Genomic DNA, 14,510 nt, shown 5'->3' on the forward strand with positions numbered 1-14,510 from the left:
ACATCAGTCGGAGCTGCACCTGGTGGCCACTGCGGTGACGCAAATGGCTTCCGCCACCCAGGAGATTTCCCGCAACGCCGAGACGGCCTCCGGCCAGGCGGTGGATTCGGTCAGCCTCAGTGTGGAAGGACGTCGCCAGGTGGAGCGCAGTCAGGAGTCGATCTCGCTGCTGGCCGAGGAGGTCGAGGGGGCGGGGCGCATCATTGACGAGCTGCACCGCCACTCCAACGAGATCAGCTCGATTCTTTCCACCATCGCCAGTATTGCCGACCAGACCAACCTCCTGGCTCTCAATGCGGCCATCGAGGCGGCGCGTGCCGGCGAGCACGGCCGCGGCTTCTCGGTAGTGGCCGACGAGGTGCGGGTACTGTCCAAGCGCACCCACGAGTCGACTCGCGAGATCGAGGCGATGATCCAGGTGCTGCAGGATGCCACCCGTCAGGCGGTTGGCGTGATGGACAACGCCGGCACCAAGGCCTCGCAGAGCGTCACCGATGCTCAGGCGGCCAGTGATCTGCTGCAGCGCATCACCGAGGCGGTCGGGCAGATCAATGACATGGCCGCGCAGATCGCATCGGCGGCCGAGGAGCAGGCCAGCGTGACCGTCGAGGTCAACCGCAACACCGAGAACATCCGCAGCATGGGTGACCAGATGTCGCAGAGCAGCCACGCTGCCTCGGCAGCGGCCTCCAATCTGCAGGCGCTCGGCCGGCAGATCGGCGACGAGGTTTCCAAGTTCGTGTTGTAAGGCGGCTGCGCTACCCGCCGTAGAAGCGGCTTCAGCCGCGAAACTGGCGAGAGCAATCGCAGCTGCAGCGGAATGCCGTCCAGCCGCTCCTGCAAGAAGATCGAGTGCAGAGAAAACGCCGCGACTCCGCTAAGGAGCGCGGCGTTTTCGTGTCAGCTCGCGATGAGGCGGCCCAGCGTCTAATTCCTGTCGGCCATGATGCCGATCACCACGAAGATCAGGATCAGCACCGGGGCCAGGGTGTAGTTGTTGAAGTGTGCCAGGCCCTTGGCCAGCCAAGGCGTGAGGAAGACGATGGCCAGGCCGTAGCCGACCGCGCAGAACACCACGAACAGCAGGGTGCGCAGCACGAAGTTGAGGTTGCCGATGGTGCGCTGGACCCAGGCGTTGATGGCCGGGCCGAACAGCACCAGCAGGGTGGCCATGATGGCCAGGGAAATATCGCTGAGGTGGCTGCGGCTCCAGCGCGAGAGGGTGACGATCAGGTCCAGTAGCAGATCCATTCAGACTCCTTGGCAGGCATAACGGTCAGCGCAGCGGCAGCACGGCTGCACGAGCGAAGCGCACAAGCCTACCGGATTGCGGAGGCTTAGTGGGTGATCTAGGCGAGGAACAGCTGCAGCAGGTCGTTGAGAAACAACTGGCCTTTGGCCGTGGCGACCAGGCGCGTGTCGTCGGCCTGTAGCAGGCCCAGGCGCTCGGCTTCTCGACGCGCCTGGTCGAGTTGTCGCACGGGCAGGCCGGTGCGCTGAGTGAACAGCTCGGCGGGCGCGCCTTCGCTCAGGCGCAGCACGTTCATGAGAAACTCGAAGGGCAGCTCGTCGGCTTCGAGGATACGCTCGCCGGACTGGAAGGCTTTGCTGCGGTCCAGATAATCCTTGGGCAGGCGGGTTTTCCAGGTGCGCTGAATGCGTCCGTCGGGCGTGCTCAATTTGGCATGGGCGCCGGCACCGATGCCGAGAAAGTCGCCGAAGGTCCAGTAATTGAGGTTATGCCGCGCCTGCTTGCCTGGCCGGGCGTAGGCCGACACCTCGTACTGCGCGTAACCCTCTGCAGCGAGCAGCGCCTGGCCGGCTTCCTGAATGTCCCACAGCAGATCGTCTTCCGGCAGCACCGGCGGCTGGCTCCAGAACACCGTGTTCGGCTCCATGGTCAGCTGGTACCAGGAAAGATGCGTGGGTGCCTGAGCGATGGCCGTGCGCAGGTCGAACAGGGCATCCTCGATGCTCTGCTCGGGCAGCCCGTGCATCAGGTCGAGGTTGAAGTTGTCGAAGCCGGCGGCGCGCGCCATGTCGGCAGCGCGAATGGCCTCGTTGCCGTCGTGGATGCGACCCAGCGCCTTGAGCTTGGCCTCCTGGAAGCTCTGCACGCCGATGGACAGGCGATTGATGCCCAGCGCCCGATAGCCCTTGAACTTGGCCTGTTCGAAGGTGCCCGGGTTGGCTTCCAGGGTGATTTCGATATCCGGGGCGAAGGCCACGCGCCGTTCGACGCCTGCCAGCAGACGGCCCAGGGCGCGGTCGGAAAACAGGCTGGGGGTGCCGCCGCCGAAGAAGATCGACGTCAGCGGCCGGCCATGCACGTGGCGCAGGTCGACATCGAGGTCGGCGAGCAGGGCGTCGACGTATTCCTCTTCAGGCAGCGTCGGCCCGGCGGCGTGGGAGTTGAAGTCGCAGTAAGGGCATTTGCGCACGCACCACGGAATATGGATGTAGAGCGCAAGGGGCGGGAGCAGGAAACGCCCGCCAGCGGTATCGCTCATGCCAGCCCCAGGCGCTGCTTGAGCAGGGCCATGGCGCGGGCGCGGTGGCTGAGGCGGTTCTTCTGCTCGGGCGGCATCTCGGCGCTGGAGCATTGGCCTTCCGGCACCCAGAACAGCGGGTCGTAACCGAAGCCATGTTCGCCACGGGCCTCGTGCAGGATGCTGCCGTGCCACAAGCCTTCGCAGAGGATCGGCAGCGGGTCGTCGGCGTGCCGCACCAGCGCCAGGGCGCAGACGAACTGGGCGCCGCGCTCGGCATCCGGCACGTCTTTCAGGGCCGCGAGCAGTTTGGCGTTGTTCGCCGAATCGCCCTGGCCATCGGCATAGCGTGCCGAGTAGATGCCGGGCGCGCCGCCGAGGAAGTCCACCGCCAGGCCGGAGTCGTCGGCCAGCGCCGGCAGGCCGGAGATGCGCGCGGCGTTGCGCGCCTTGAGGATGGCGTTCTCGACGAACGACAGGCCGGTTTCTTCCGGCTCGACCTGGCTGAACTCGCCGATCGAACGCACGCGCACGGCGTCGCCGAGCATGGCCTGCAGTTCCTTGAGCTTGCCGGCGTTATGGCTGGCCAGGACCAACTCTTTGAAATTAGTCATCCGGGAACATTTCCTGGTTGAAGGTGATGCGGTGGGCGTCGTCGCCCTGGCGCACGTTGAGCGTGAAGCTGAGCACTTCGCGGGTCTTGAACGGGAACTGCGCCAGGTAATAGATGGCCTCACCTTCGGTGACCTGACGGAAGGTCAGCGTGGTGCTCTTGCCCAGCAAATCCTTCACCTCACCGCCCACTACCGCCATGCTGGGCTTACCGGCCTTGAGCACGGCGACGTTGATCACGCCCTGGGTCTTGCTGCGCACCAGGCCGGCGGCGCTGGCGATATCCGGCTGGATGAAGCTGGAGTTGAAGACGCTGTAGTGCACGTCGAGATCGCCGAAGCTCTGCTTGCGCTCGGCGGCGGCCGGCAGTGCCAGGCACAGGGCGATCAGGAAGGGAATGATGCGGCGCATGGTGTTCTCCTCGTTCAGACCGCGACGCGGTGGGCGGGGGCCGCACCGCTGATGCGGTAGATGCCGATCTCGCCCAGCAGGTTGGGCCAGATGCGGCTTGCCAGGCCATGGCGATGGTCACGGTCCACCGCCAGGCGTTCTTCCACACGGGCACCCTGGGCGTGGCAGAGACGCTCGAAGTCCTCGAAGGTGCAGAAGTGGATGTTCGGTGTGTTGTACCAGGTGTAGGGCAGGAAGTCCGACACCGGCATGCGACCTTTTGTCGTCAGGTACCAGCGGCAGCGCCAGTGGCCGAAGTTGGGGAAGGTGATGATGCAGGTCTTGCCGACGCGCAGCATCTCGGCCAGCACCTTGTCCGGGTAATGCAGCGCCTGCAGCGACTGGGTCATGACCACCACGTCGAAGCTGTTGCTGGCGAAGTTGCCCAGGCCCAGGTCGAGGTTCTGCTCGATGACGTTGACGCCGCGCTCGATGCACAGGGCGATCTTGTCCGGGTCGATTTCCAGGCCGTAGCCGGAAACCTGCTTGTTGTCGCGCAGCCAGGCGAGCAGTTCGCCGTCGCCGCAGCCCAGGTCGAGCACACGGCTACCCGGGGCGATCCATTCCTGGATGATGTCCAGATCCGCTCGCATGCTCATACCTCGATTCGCTTCATGTAGCTGCCGAATGCCTGCAGGTAGCGCGGGATCGGCATGAGGAAGGCGTCGTGGCCCTGGGGTGCATCGATCTCCAGGTAGCAGACGTTCTTCTTCGCCGCGGTCAGCGCGTCGACGATCTCCCGCGAGCGGGCCGGGGAGAAACGCCAGTCGGTGGTGAAGGACATCAGGCAGAAGTCCGCCTGGGCCGCGGCCAGGGTCCTGGCCAGGTCGCCGTCGTGGGCGGCGGCCGGGTCGAAGTAGTCCAGCGCCTTAGTCATCAGCAGGTAGGTGTTGGCGTCGAAGCGCCCGGAGAACTCCTCGCCCTGATAGCGCAGGTAGCTTTCCACCTGGAACTCGACGCTGTGGAAGTCGTAGTTGAGCTTTTCGCTCTTCAGGCCGCGGCCGAATTTCTCGCCCATGGCGTCATCGGACAGGTAGGTGATGTGGCCGACCATGCGCGCCAGCATCAGGCCGCGCTTGGGGATCACGCCCTGTTCCTGGAAATGCCCGCCATGAAAGTCCGGGTCGGTGAGAATCGCCTGGCGTGCCACCTCGTTGAAGGCGATGTTCTGCGCCGACAGTTTGGGCGCCGAGGCGATGGCCAGACAGTGACGCACGCGCTCGGGGTAGCTGATGGTCCACTGCATGGCCTGCATGCCGCCGAGGCTGCCGCCGATCACCGCGGCCCATTGCTCGATGCCGAGTACATCGGCCAGACGCGCCTGGCTGTGCACCCAGTCCTCTACGGTCATCACCGGAAAGTCGGCGCCGTAGGACTTGCCGGTCGCCGGGTTGGTGCTGCTCGGGCCGGTGGAACCGTTGCAGCCGCCGAGGTTGTTGAGGCTGACGACGAAGAACTTGTTGGTGTCGATCGGCTTGCCGGGGCCGATGCAGCTGTCCCACCAGCCGGGTTTGCGATCATCCGGGCTGTGGTAGCCGGCGGCGTGATGGTGGCCGGACAGGGCATGGCAGATCAGCACGGCATTGCTGCGTGCGGCATTCAGCTCGCCGTAGGTTTCGACGACCAGTTCGTACTCGGCCAGGCTGCGCCCGCAGGCCAGCGCCAGGGGTTCGCTGAAACGGAACACCTGGGGGCTGACCAGGCCGACGGAATCTTCGGGAAATGCAGTGGGCATGAAGGCGCTGCTAATGAATCGGAGGAGGGCGCCAGTCTAAAGAGCACCGCCGGTAGCGGCAAGCGAGCAGGGCGCCCGCTTGTGCTACAGGCTTTGTTGCCGCGCCGCCACCGGCAGGCTGACCACCTTGCCCTGGCGCTGTACCGGCGCCGGGCGGCGCAGTATGCGGAGCATGTCGCTGGCCTGGGCCAGCTGTTGCTCCAGCTCTTCCTGGTAGCGCGCCAGTTGCAGGCTGCGCTTGCGCGTCTGTTGGGTTTCCTGTGCCAGTGCCTTGAGGCGCAGCATGTGGCTTTCCAGCATCTGCTTGTGTTCCAGGGTGTGCTGCATCAGCGGCATCAGGGCGTCGGCGGCCCATTGCTCGGCGTCCAGGCGCAGGCGCTGGTGCAGGCCGATCACTTCCTGCGCCAGAGTGGCGAAGAAGCGCCGGGTCAGGCTGCGCTGTTCGGTGAGCAATGTTTTCACGTGCAGGCGGAACTGATCGCCCTTGTCCTGCAGTTTCTTCAGCTCGCGCAGGTAGCGCTGGATCTTGAACTGCGGCGCGTCGACGCCGCCCAGCGGGCTGTCTTCGTTATGCCGGCGATAGATGGCGGCGACCATCTTGTTGGCCATCTCCGCTTCGTGCTCCAGGTTGTGCAGGTCCTGCTCGACGGCGCGGAAGAAATGCAGGATGGCCTGGTTGATGCCGAGGGTAGTCCAGCTGCCGGTGAGGTTGCGACGCACCTCACTCAGGTGTTGCTCCAGACGCTCGGCGCGTGCGGCGTGGCGCAGTAACTGGCCCTGGCGTTGCAGCAGGCGCTGATTGGTCTTCAGGCCGAGCAGGCGCTTGTGGTGCCGGGTGTGGTCTTCCTTGGTCTTGGCGGTCAGCTCGAACAGCAACTGGCCATTGTCCTGCTGGTGGTTGCCAAGCAGGGCCAGTTGTTCGCTGACCTTTTCCAGACGCAGGTTGAGCACGTGCTGGCTGTTGTTCACCAGCGCCAGGACCTGGCGTACCACGTGGTCTTCGATCAGGCGCTCCTTCTGCGCGACGATTCGTTCGCACAGCAGGTTCTCCAGGTCAGCCATCTGGCTGCGGGCCAGCAGCTCCTCGTCCTTGCGGACCTTGGCCAGCAGGGCCTGCTTGGCAGAGAGCGGCAGTACGTCCTGCTTGGCGATGCCCAACTGCTTGGCGGTGGCGCTCTGAATCTGGCTGATGGCGTTCTGCACGAAGGTCTCGCCGGCCAGATCGTCCCAGAGCACGTCGATCTTGTTCAGCACGGCGAACAGGCAGGTCTGGGTATCTTCATCGAGCTGACGAATGTGCTGCTGCCAGATGCTCATGTCACTCGCGGTTACGCCGGTATCGGCGGCCAGCAGGAAGATGATCGCCTGGGCGTTGGGCAACATCGACAGGGTCAGCTCCGGCTCGCTGCCCAGGGCGTTGAGGCCCGGTGTGTCGAGAATGCGCAGGCCCTGGCGCAGCAGAGGGTGATCGAAGTTGACCATGGCGTGGCGCCAGGCCGGCACCAGCACCTGGCCGCGCTTGCCGGTGCCTTCGAGCATGTCCGGGTGGAAACCGAGCTGAATCGCCTGCTCCACCGGCATGGGTTTGGTCTTGGCGACCTGGCTGAAGGCCAGGGCCATGTTGGCCGGGTCGCTGGTATCCAGCGGAATGTTCACCCAGTGGCGGGGAATGCGTTTGAACTGGGCGACGCTGGCCGAGGCGGTGCGGGTTTCGATCGGCAGCAGACGAATGTAGGGGCGTTCCGAGCGCGGGTCGAAGAACAGCTCGGTGGGGCACATGGTGGTGCGCCCGGCATGCGAGGGCAGCATGCGCTGGCCGTATTCGGAGAAGAACAGGCTGTTGATCAGCTCGGTCTTGCCGCGCGAGAACTCGCCGACGAAGGCCAGGGTGATGTGATCGGTGCGCAGGATCTTCAGCGCGCGTTCGAGCTTGGCCTGAACCGCCTCGGAGTTGAGCCGGTTGTGCTCCAGCCAGCTGCGATAGCGCGTGATCTCGCGCATCAGTTCGCGTTTCCAGGTGACGTAGGCATCGACCTGCTGGCTGAGACGTTCCATGCTCATCCTGGCTCTCCTCTCGGCAAGATCATCCACTTGCGGGGGCTATATAAAGATTGGGTTGGGTTTGCCGCCAGGACGCACGGCGTTTCACGAGAACAGTTTGCATTATGCGGGGTACAAGGCAGCCGTCAATTGGCTGAAACAGCAGTCCCGCCTTATGGTCGGCTATGGCGGTCGAGTGGTCGTCAGACGCGCTGCAGGCCGGGAATCGGCGGCAGGCTCTGCGGGGCACGAATGCGCAGGCGTTTCTGCCGATTGAGTTCGCCGCTTTCCAGGCTCACCTGGCTCTTGGCTACGCCGAACGCCTTGGCCAAAAAGGCCAGCAGGTGGGCGTTGGCCTTGCCGTCGACCGGCGGGGCGGTGAGGCGGATCTTCAGCCTTTCACCATGCAGCCCGGCGAACTCGTCCTTGCTCGCTTTGGGCTGCAGGTGGCAGTCGAGGATCAGGTCCTCGCCGTCCCAGCGAAAGTAGCTCGCCACTCAGAGGAAGGGGCTGAGCATCGGCGGCAGGCCGGTGGAGGCTGCCAGGGCTCCGATCACGAAGCGGTCGATCAGGTTGATGGTGATGAAGGCGAAGATCGGCGAGATATCCAGGCCGCCAAGGTTCGGCAGCAGCTTGCGGAACGGTGCCAGCAGCGGTTCGCAAATCTGGTTCACCAGTTGCGCGCCGGGGTTGTAGCTGCCCGGTGCGACCCAGGAGAGGATCACGCTGATAATCAGGGCGAAGAAGAACACCTTGAGAAACAGCGAGGTCACGCCGATCACCGACCACACCAGCAGCTGCGCGATGAAACCGCCAACGTTGTAGCCCATCAGGGTCAGGGTGACGATCATCAGCAGCAGCTGCACCAGAATGGCCAGCACCAGTGAGGCCAGGTCCAGCCCGGCGAAGCCCGGGATGATGCGACGCAGAGGCGTCAGCAGCGGTTGAGTGGCCTTGACGATGAACTGGCTCAGCGGGTTGTAGAAGTCTGCACGTACCAGCTGCAGGATGAAGCGCAGCAGCACGATCAGCAGATACAGGCTGCCCAGGGTCTGGATGATGTAGATGAGGGCTTCGATGAGTCCGGACATGTGTGCTTCCTTATTGACCCAGTTGTTCGGCCAGTTCGGCCGAGCGATTGGCGGCGGCGTTGAGTGCCTGTTGTACCAGCGCTTCGAAGCCGCCGGCCTGGAAGGTTTTGATCGCCGCTTCGGTGGTTCCGTTCGGTGAGGTCACACGGCGACGCAATTCGGCCGCGTCGACATCGCTCTCGCTGGCCATGCGCGCGGCGCCCAGTGCAGTCTGGATGCTCAGGCGTGCTGCGGTTTCACGCGGCAGGCCGAGCTGCTCGCCAGCCGTGGTCATCGCTTCGATCAGCAGGAAGAAATAGGCCGGGCCGCTGCCGGAGACGGCGGTGACCGCGTCGAGCTGGGTTTCTTCATCCAGCCACAGGGCCAGGCCCACGGCGCTCAGCACCCGTTCGGCCTGGGCCTTCTGCGCAGCGTTGACCCGCGGGTTGGCGAACAGGCCGGATACGCCCTGGCGCAGCAGCGCCGGGGTATTGGGCATGCAACGCACCACAGGGCGCTCGCCCAGCCAGTTTTCCAGGCTGGCGCAGCTGATGCCTGCGGCAATGGAGATAATCACCTGGTTGGCGGCCAGGTGCGGCGCCAGGTCCAGGCATACCGCTTTCATGATCTGTGGCTTGACCGCCAGCACGATCAGATCGGCGCCTTTGATGGCCTCGCCATTGTCGGCGAAGGTGGCGATGCCATGCTCCTGCTGCAGGCGCGCGCGCTGTTCGCTGCCGGGCTCGCTGGCGCGGATGGCGCTGGCTGCCACGCCCTGGGCGCGCAGGCCGCCAATCAGGCTGGCGGCCATGTTGCCGGCGCCGACGAAGGCGATGATCGGGTTGTTCATTGGGGGAATTCCTTCATTCAGTGAGTGGGCTGGCCGTAATCGCGGGCGCCGAATAGCGCGGTGCCGATGCGCACCCAGGTGGCACCTTCGGCGATGGCAGCCTCCAGGTCATGGCTCATGCCCATGGACAGGGTATCGAGATCGAGCGCCAGGTCATCGCGCAACTGGCGCAGACGGGCGAAGGCAGCGTGTTGCGCGGCGACGTCGTCGGTGGGTTCGGGAATGGCCATCAACCCACGCAACTGGAGGTTGGGCAGGGCGGCGATGGCCCTGGCCAGCTCCGGCAACTCCTCGGGGCTGCAGCCGGACTTGCTGTCCTCACCGCTGACGTTGACCTGCAGGCAGATGTTCAGCGGCGGCAGATGCGCGGGGCGCTGATCGGACAGGCGTTGAGCGATTTTCAGGCGATCCACGGAATGCACCCAGTCGAAGTGCTCGGCGATGGGCCGGGTCTTGTTCGACTGAATGGGGCCGATGAAGTGCCAGATCAAGGGCAGTTCGGTCAGCGCGGCCTGCTTTTCCAGGGCTTCCTGCAGATAATTCTCGCCAAAATCGCGCAGGCCGGCGGCGTGCGCTTCGCGGATGGCGTCGGCCGGTTTGGTCTTGCTCACCGCCAGCAGGCCGATGTCCGAAAAATTGCGCTGCGAGGCTTGCGCCGCCTCACGGATGCGCGTTCCGACCTTTGCAATATTCTCTGCTATCGTGGACATTACCTGCGCTCTATATAAAGCCCGCTCGTTAAGCGTTCGCGGCATTCTACCTGCTTGCTTGTAATTGGGGAGTCCCATGGATATCACTGAGCTGCTCGCCTTCAGCGCCAAGCAAGGCGCGTCGGATTTGCACCTCTCGGCGGGGCTGCCGCCGATGATCCGCGTCGACGGCGATGTGCGCCGCATCAACCTGCCGCCGCTGGATCACAAGCAGGTACACGCGCTGATCTACGACATCATGAACGACAAGCAGCGCAAGGATTACGAAGAGTTCCTCGAGACCGACTTTTCCTTCGAGGTGCCGGGCGTGGCGCGCTTCCGGGTCAACGCCTTCAACCAGAACCGTGGCGCCGGTGCGGTGTTCCGTACCATTCCGTCCAAGGTGCTGACCATGGAAGACCTGGGCATGGGCGAGGTGTTCCGCAAGATCACCGACGTGCCGCGTGGACTGGTGCTGGTCACCGGCCCCACCGGTTCGGGCAAGTCGACCACCCTGGCGGCGATGCTCGACTACCTCAACAGCAACAAGTACCACCATATCCTCACCATCGAGGACCCCATCGAATTCGTTCACGAGTCGAAGAAGTGCCTGGTCAACCAGCGTGAGGTGCACCGCGACACCCACGGCTTCTCCGAAGCGCTGCGCTCGGCCCTGCGGGAAGACCCGGACATCATCCTGGTCGGCGAGATGCGCGACCTGGAAACCATCCGCCTGGCGCTGACCGCCGCGGAAACCGGTCACCTGGTGTTCGGCACCCTGCACACCACCTCGGCGGCCAAGACCATCGACCGCGTGGTCGACGTGTTCCCCGCCGAAGAGAAATCCATGGTCCGCTCAATGCTTTCCGAATCGCTGCAGGCGGTGATCTCGCAGACCCTGCTGAAGAAAATCGGCGGCGGTCGTGTCGCCGCCCACGAAATCATGATCGGTACGCCGGCCATCCGTAACCTCATCCGCGAGGACAAGGTGGCGCAGATGTACTCGGCGATCCAGACCGGCGGTGCGCTGGGCATGCAGACCCTCGATGCCTGCCTCAAGACGCTGGTGTCCAAAGGCCTGGTCAGCCGCGACAGTGCGCGCGAAAAGGCCAAGAGCCCGGAAAACTTCTAACAGCCGTAGCGATTGTGCCGCACGCCGCCAGTCGCCAGGCCCGCTCAGGGCCTTCATCGGGCGTGCAGTTGATTGGCGAGACCCAAGATGGAATTCGAAAAACTACTGCGCCTGATGGTCGAAAAAGGCGGCTCCGATCTGTTCATCACCGCTGGCGTGCCGCCGTCGATGAAGGTCAATGGCAAGATCATGCCGGTGACCAAGAACGCCATGTCGCCGGAGATGACCCGCGAAACCGTGCTGGGTGTTATGAACGAGGCGCAGCGCCGCGATTTTGCCGAGAACCACGAGTGCAACTTCGCCATCAGCGCCCGTGGCATCGGTCGTTTCCGCGTCAGTGCCTTCTACCAGCGCAACCTGGTGGGCATGGTGCTGCGCCGCATCGAGACCAACATCCCCACCATCGATGATCTAAAGCTGCCGGAGATCCTCAAGAAGCTGGCGCTGACCAAGCGCGGCCTGGTGCTGTTCGTCGGTGCCACCGGTACCGGCAAGTCCACTTCGCTGGCGGCGATGATCGGCTATCGCAACAAGAACAGCAGCGGCCACATCATCTCCATCGAAGACCCGATCGAATACATCCACCAGCACCAGAACTGCATCGTCACCCAGCGCGAAGTGGGCATCGACACCGAGTCCTTCGAGGTGGCGCTGAAGAACACCCTGCGTCAGGCGCCGGACGTGATCCTCATCGGCGAGGTGCGGACCCGCGAGACCATGGACCACGCCGTGGCCTTCGCCGAAACCGGTCACCTGTGCCTGGCCACCCTGCACGCCAACAACGCCAACCAGGCGCTGGACCGCATCATCAACTTCTTCCCGGCCGACCGGCAGAACCAGGTGTGGATGGACCTGTCACTCAACCTCAAGGCCATCGTCGCCCAGCAGCTGGTGCCGACCCCGGACGGCAAGGGCCGTCGCGCGGTGATCGAGGTGCTGATCAACACCCCGCTGGCCGCCGACCTGATCCGCAAGGGCGAGGTGCACGAGCTCAAGGGCCTGATGAAACGCTCCACCGAGCAGGGCATGCAGACCTTCGACCAGGCGCTGTACAACCTCTACACCCAGGGCGAGATCACCTATGAAGACGCGCTGCTCTACGCTGACTCGGCCAACGACCTGCGCCTGATGATCAAGCTCGGTTCGGAAACCGACGGCGATCACCTGACCAGCATGGCCCAGGGCCTGGCGCTGGAGGTCAGCGAGGAAGATCCGGGGCGTCGCTTCCGCTGAGGCTGCCTGTTAGGGGACGCGCTGCGTCCCCTTCGTTTATCTGGGCGATGCGTTTGCCCTTTCTGCCTGCCAGCACCAGGGCCTGCCCATCGCGCTGCGCGCCGGCGCGCGCTTCGCTCATCAGTTGCGGAATCAGCGGGCCTTCCGGCAGGTGCTTCCAGAAGCGCGCTGGCAAATGCTGCTGCATCACCGTGCGGTTAAGGCGCGCCGGGTTGAAGGTGCTGCCGTAATAGGCGCGCCACAGGGCCTGGCCGTCATCCTCGGGCTGCTGCGCCCAGGCTTGCCACTGCGCTGGGCAGTGGCGCTCGTGCTGCAGACGCTGGCCATCCCAGAACACGCCATCGCGCGGCGTGGCGATCAGCCAGCTGTGCTTGCCCAGGCGCTCGGCGAAATGGCCGCTGGCCGAGGCGAGGATGTCGTGCGCCGGCTCGAACCAGGCGACTAAATCGGGCGCGCCCTGCGCCTTGCTCGGCTGGAAACGCACGAATGCATGCAGGTGATGCGCCTCGCGGCGCACCGCCTTGAGCCGCCGATGCAGCTCGCTGCCGTCGGGATCGCCGGCCAGCACGGCGCTGCGTTCGCCCTGCACGAAGCGCCAGAGCACGCGGTAGAGCAGGCTCCAGCGTTCCTCGCCGCGGTACTGCGCGGCGCTTTCCAGCAGTTCCAGCAGTTCGGGCGATACGCGCAGGCGACCATTGGGCTCCGGCGCGCGTTCGGGGGGTTGATCGAACAGGCCAGGCGCCGCTTCTTCGTCCAGCCACTGCAGCTGATGTGGCGCCAGGCCCTGCAGCAAGGCGCGGCGCGCGGCCTGACGCCAGGTGGCGAAGGTGCCGTCGAAGCGCAGGCTGTGCATCACCACAACGCCATCTGCGCCGGGGTGTCGCGCAACTGCTGGCGCAGCACCAGGGGTTCGTGTTCGGCCCGCGGCGGCCGGTAGTCCTGGGTAACGATGAAGGGCTTGGCCTTTTCCAGCACGCAGCGCAGGCGGGTCAGATCCTCATAGCGGATGCGCCGTTCACGCCGCAGCGCACCCAGGCGCCTGGCACTGAGCACGCCGATACCGGGCACGCGGGCGATCAGCGACTCGTCGGCGCGGTTCAGGTCCACCGGAAACTGCTCGCGATTGGCCAGCGCCCAGGCCAGCTTGGGGTCGATATCCAGCGCCAGGTTGCCGGGGCCGGCCAGCAGCTCCGTGGCGCTGAAGCCATAGCCGCGCATAAGGAAGTCGGCCTGGTACAGGCGATGCTCACGCAGCAGGGGCGGCGCCTCGAAGGGCACGGTTTTCGGGCTTTGCGGGATGGGGCTGAACGCCGAGTAGTAGACGCGGCGCAGGCGATAGTCCTGATACAGGCTCTGCGCGTTGTGCAGGATGGTGCTGTCGTCGGTGGCATCGGCGCCGACGATCATTTGCGTGCTCTGCCCGGCCGGGGCGAAGCGCGGCGCGCGGCGTTCTTCCTGGGCCTCGCGCTCACCGAGATGAATGCTGTGCATGGCCTGATGGATGCTGCCGACGTTCTTTTCCGGCGCCAGGCGCACCAGGCTGGTTTCGGTGGGCAGTTCGATATTGACGCTGAGGCGGTCGGCATACAGGCCGGCTTCTGCGATCAACTCCGGCGCGGCATCGGGGATGGTCTTCAGATGAATGTAGCCACGGAACTGGTGCTCCTGGCGCAGCAGTTTGGCGACGCGTATCAGCTGCTCCATGGTGTAGTCGGCCGAGCGGATGATGCCGGAGCTGAGGAACAGGCCGCTGATGCAGTTGCGTTTGTAGAAGTCCAGGGTCAGGGTGACCACTTCCTCGGGGGTGAAGCGCGCTCGCGGCACGTCGCTGGAGCGGCGGTTGATGCAGTACTGGCAGTCGTACAGGCAGAAGTTGGTCAGCAGGATCTTCAGCAGCGCCACGCAGCGCCCGTCCGGCGTGTAGCTGTGGCAGATGCCCATGCCGTTGGTCGAGCCGATGCCGTCTTTGCCCTTGGAGCTGCGCTTGGGCGCGCCGCTGCTGGCGCAGGAGGCATCGTACTTGGCGGCGTCGGCGAGGATGGTGAGTTTTTCGATCAGTTGCATGGCAGGCGATATCGATACTGTTTTTTTATACAGTATATGGGCATCGTACAGCTATCAAGCCATTCGTTGAGTTGCACCGTCTCGTCGCAGATGAAACCTTCACCAGACGCGCAGCGTCATAGCTGCATCTCGCACAAGGAGCTCGC

The 14,510-nt window shown here is 64.6% G+C and carries 16 protein-coding genes; 3 read left to right on the plus strand and 13 right to left on the minus strand.

Translation table 11 applies throughout. The features are described 5' to 3' along the window. The first annotated feature begins 22 nt into the window (after nucleotides 1-22). Nucleotides 23-748 (plus strand): methyl-accepting chemotaxis protein, encoded by a 726-nt coding sequence (locus DXK50_RS25530; RefSeq protein WP_419096343.1) that lies wholly within the window; start codon nucleotides 23-25, stop codon nucleotides 746-748. 179 nt (nucleotides 749-927) lie between these two features. On the opposite strand, the gene DXK50_RS15690 is transcribed toward DXK50_RS25530, so the two are convergent. The 11 genes from DXK50_RS15690 to DXK50_RS15740 form a co-directional block, all read right to left on the minus strand. Continuing rightward, nucleotides 928-1,251 (minus strand): DUF3392 domain-containing protein, encoded by a 324-nt coding sequence (locus DXK50_RS15690; protein WP_161866065.1) that lies wholly within the window; start codon nucleotides 1,249-1,251, stop codon nucleotides 928-930. Nucleotides 1,252-1,349: 98 nt separating this feature from the next. Then, a complete protein-coding gene (gene hemW, locus DXK50_RS15695; RefSeq protein WP_212630958.1) occupies nucleotides 1,350-2,510 on the minus strand; it encodes a radical SAM family heme chaperone HemW in 1,161 nt (386 codons plus the stop codon). Beyond that, nucleotides 2,507-3,103 carry an RdgB/HAM1 family non-canonical purine NTP pyrophosphatase gene (gene rdgB, locus DXK50_RS15700; RefSeq protein ID WP_212630959.1) on the minus strand — a complete coding sequence of 199 codons (597 nt, stop codon included), beginning with the start codon at nucleotides 3,101-3,103 and terminating at the stop codon, nucleotides 2,507-2,509. The genes hemW and rdgB overlap by 4 nt, the downstream gene beginning before the upstream one ends. Continuing rightward, the gene (locus tag DXK50_RS15705; RefSeq protein WP_212630960.1) at nucleotides 3,096-3,512 is read right to left on the minus strand and encodes a DUF4426 domain-containing protein; all 417 of its coding nucleotides are present in this window, start codon (nucleotides 3,510-3,512) and stop codon (nucleotides 3,096-3,098) included. Before DXK50_RS15705 ends, rdgB begins: the two co-directional genes overlap by 8 nt. A 14-nt stretch (nucleotides 3,513-3,526) precedes the next feature. Further along, nucleotides 3,527-4,144 (minus strand): methionine biosynthesis protein MetW, encoded by a 618-nt coding sequence (metW, locus tag DXK50_RS15710; RefSeq protein ID WP_161866206.1) that lies wholly within the window; start codon nucleotides 4,142-4,144, stop codon nucleotides 3,527-3,529. A gap of 2 nt (nucleotides 4,145-4,146) precedes the next feature. Then, nucleotides 4,147-5,286, minus strand: a complete 1,140-nt coding sequence (metX, locus tag DXK50_RS15715; RefSeq protein WP_212630961.1) for a homoserine O-succinyltransferase MetX — start codon at nucleotides 5,284-5,286, stop codon at nucleotides 4,147-4,149. Between the two features lie 84 nt (nucleotides 5,287-5,370). After that, on the minus strand, nucleotides 5,371-7,347 hold the full coding sequence (locus tag DXK50_RS15720) for a dynamin-like GTPase family protein (protein WP_161866060.1): 1,977 nt from the start codon (nucleotides 7,345-7,347) through the stop codon (nucleotides 5,371-5,373). A gap of 182 nt (nucleotides 7,348-7,529) precedes the next feature. Continuing rightward, complete coding sequence (locus DXK50_RS15725; RefSeq protein WP_212630962.1) at nucleotides 7,530-7,823, minus strand: DUF167 domain-containing protein; 294 nt, start codon at nucleotides 7,821-7,823, stop codon at nucleotides 7,530-7,532. Beyond that, on the minus strand, nucleotides 7,824-8,417 hold the full coding sequence (locus DXK50_RS15730) for a YggT family protein (RefSeq protein ID WP_161866058.1): 594 nt from the start codon (nucleotides 8,415-8,417) through the stop codon (nucleotides 7,824-7,826). 10 nt (nucleotides 8,418-8,427) lie between these two features. Further along, nucleotides 8,428-9,246, minus strand: coding sequence for a pyrroline-5-carboxylate reductase (gene proC, locus DXK50_RS15735; RefSeq protein WP_212630963.1), 819 nt, complete (start codon nucleotides 9,244-9,246; stop codon nucleotides 8,428-8,430). Nucleotides 9,247-9,263: 17 nt separating this feature from the next. Then, on the minus strand, nucleotides 9,264-9,956 hold the full coding sequence (locus DXK50_RS15740; RefSeq protein WP_212630964.1) for a YggS family pyridoxal phosphate-dependent enzyme: 693 nt from the start codon (nucleotides 9,954-9,956) through the stop codon (nucleotides 9,264-9,266). 76 nt (nucleotides 9,957-10,032) lie between these two features. Between DXK50_RS15740 and DXK50_RS15745 the strand changes: the two genes are divergently transcribed. Continuing rightward, nucleotides 10,033-11,067 (plus strand): type IV pilus twitching motility protein PilT, encoded by a 1,035-nt coding sequence (locus tag DXK50_RS15745; protein WP_004373763.1) that lies wholly within the window; start codon nucleotides 10,033-10,035, stop codon nucleotides 11,065-11,067. Between the two features lie 87 nt (nucleotides 11,068-11,154). Then, entirely contained in the window at nucleotides 11,155-12,300 is a 1,146-nt protein-coding gene (locus tag DXK50_RS15750; RefSeq protein ID WP_161866055.1) for a PilT/PilU family type 4a pilus ATPase, read from the plus strand. Here DXK50_RS15750 and DXK50_RS15755 read toward each other — a convergent pair. Together DXK50_RS15755 and DXK50_RS15760 are read right to left on the minus strand one after the other, a co-directional pair. Then, entirely contained in the window at nucleotides 12,266-13,153 is an 888-nt protein-coding gene (locus DXK50_RS15755) for a TIGR03915 family putative DNA repair protein (RefSeq protein WP_212630965.1), read from the minus strand. The two genes, DXK50_RS15750 and DXK50_RS15755, sit on opposite strands and share 35 nt — an antisense overlap. After that, complete coding sequence (locus DXK50_RS15760; RefSeq protein WP_212630966.1) at nucleotides 13,153-14,364, minus strand: putative DNA modification/repair radical SAM protein; 1,212 nt, start codon at nucleotides 14,362-14,364, stop codon at nucleotides 13,153-13,155. Before DXK50_RS15760 ends, DXK50_RS15755 begins: the two co-directional genes overlap by 1 nt. Nucleotides 14,365-14,510: the final 146 nt, after the last annotated feature.

Source organism: Pseudomonas sp. KB-10, from assembly GCF_018221585.1.
Classification (GTDB): domain Bacteria; phylum Pseudomonadota; class Gammaproteobacteria; order Pseudomonadales; family Pseudomonadaceae; genus Aquipseudomonas; species Aquipseudomonas yangonensis.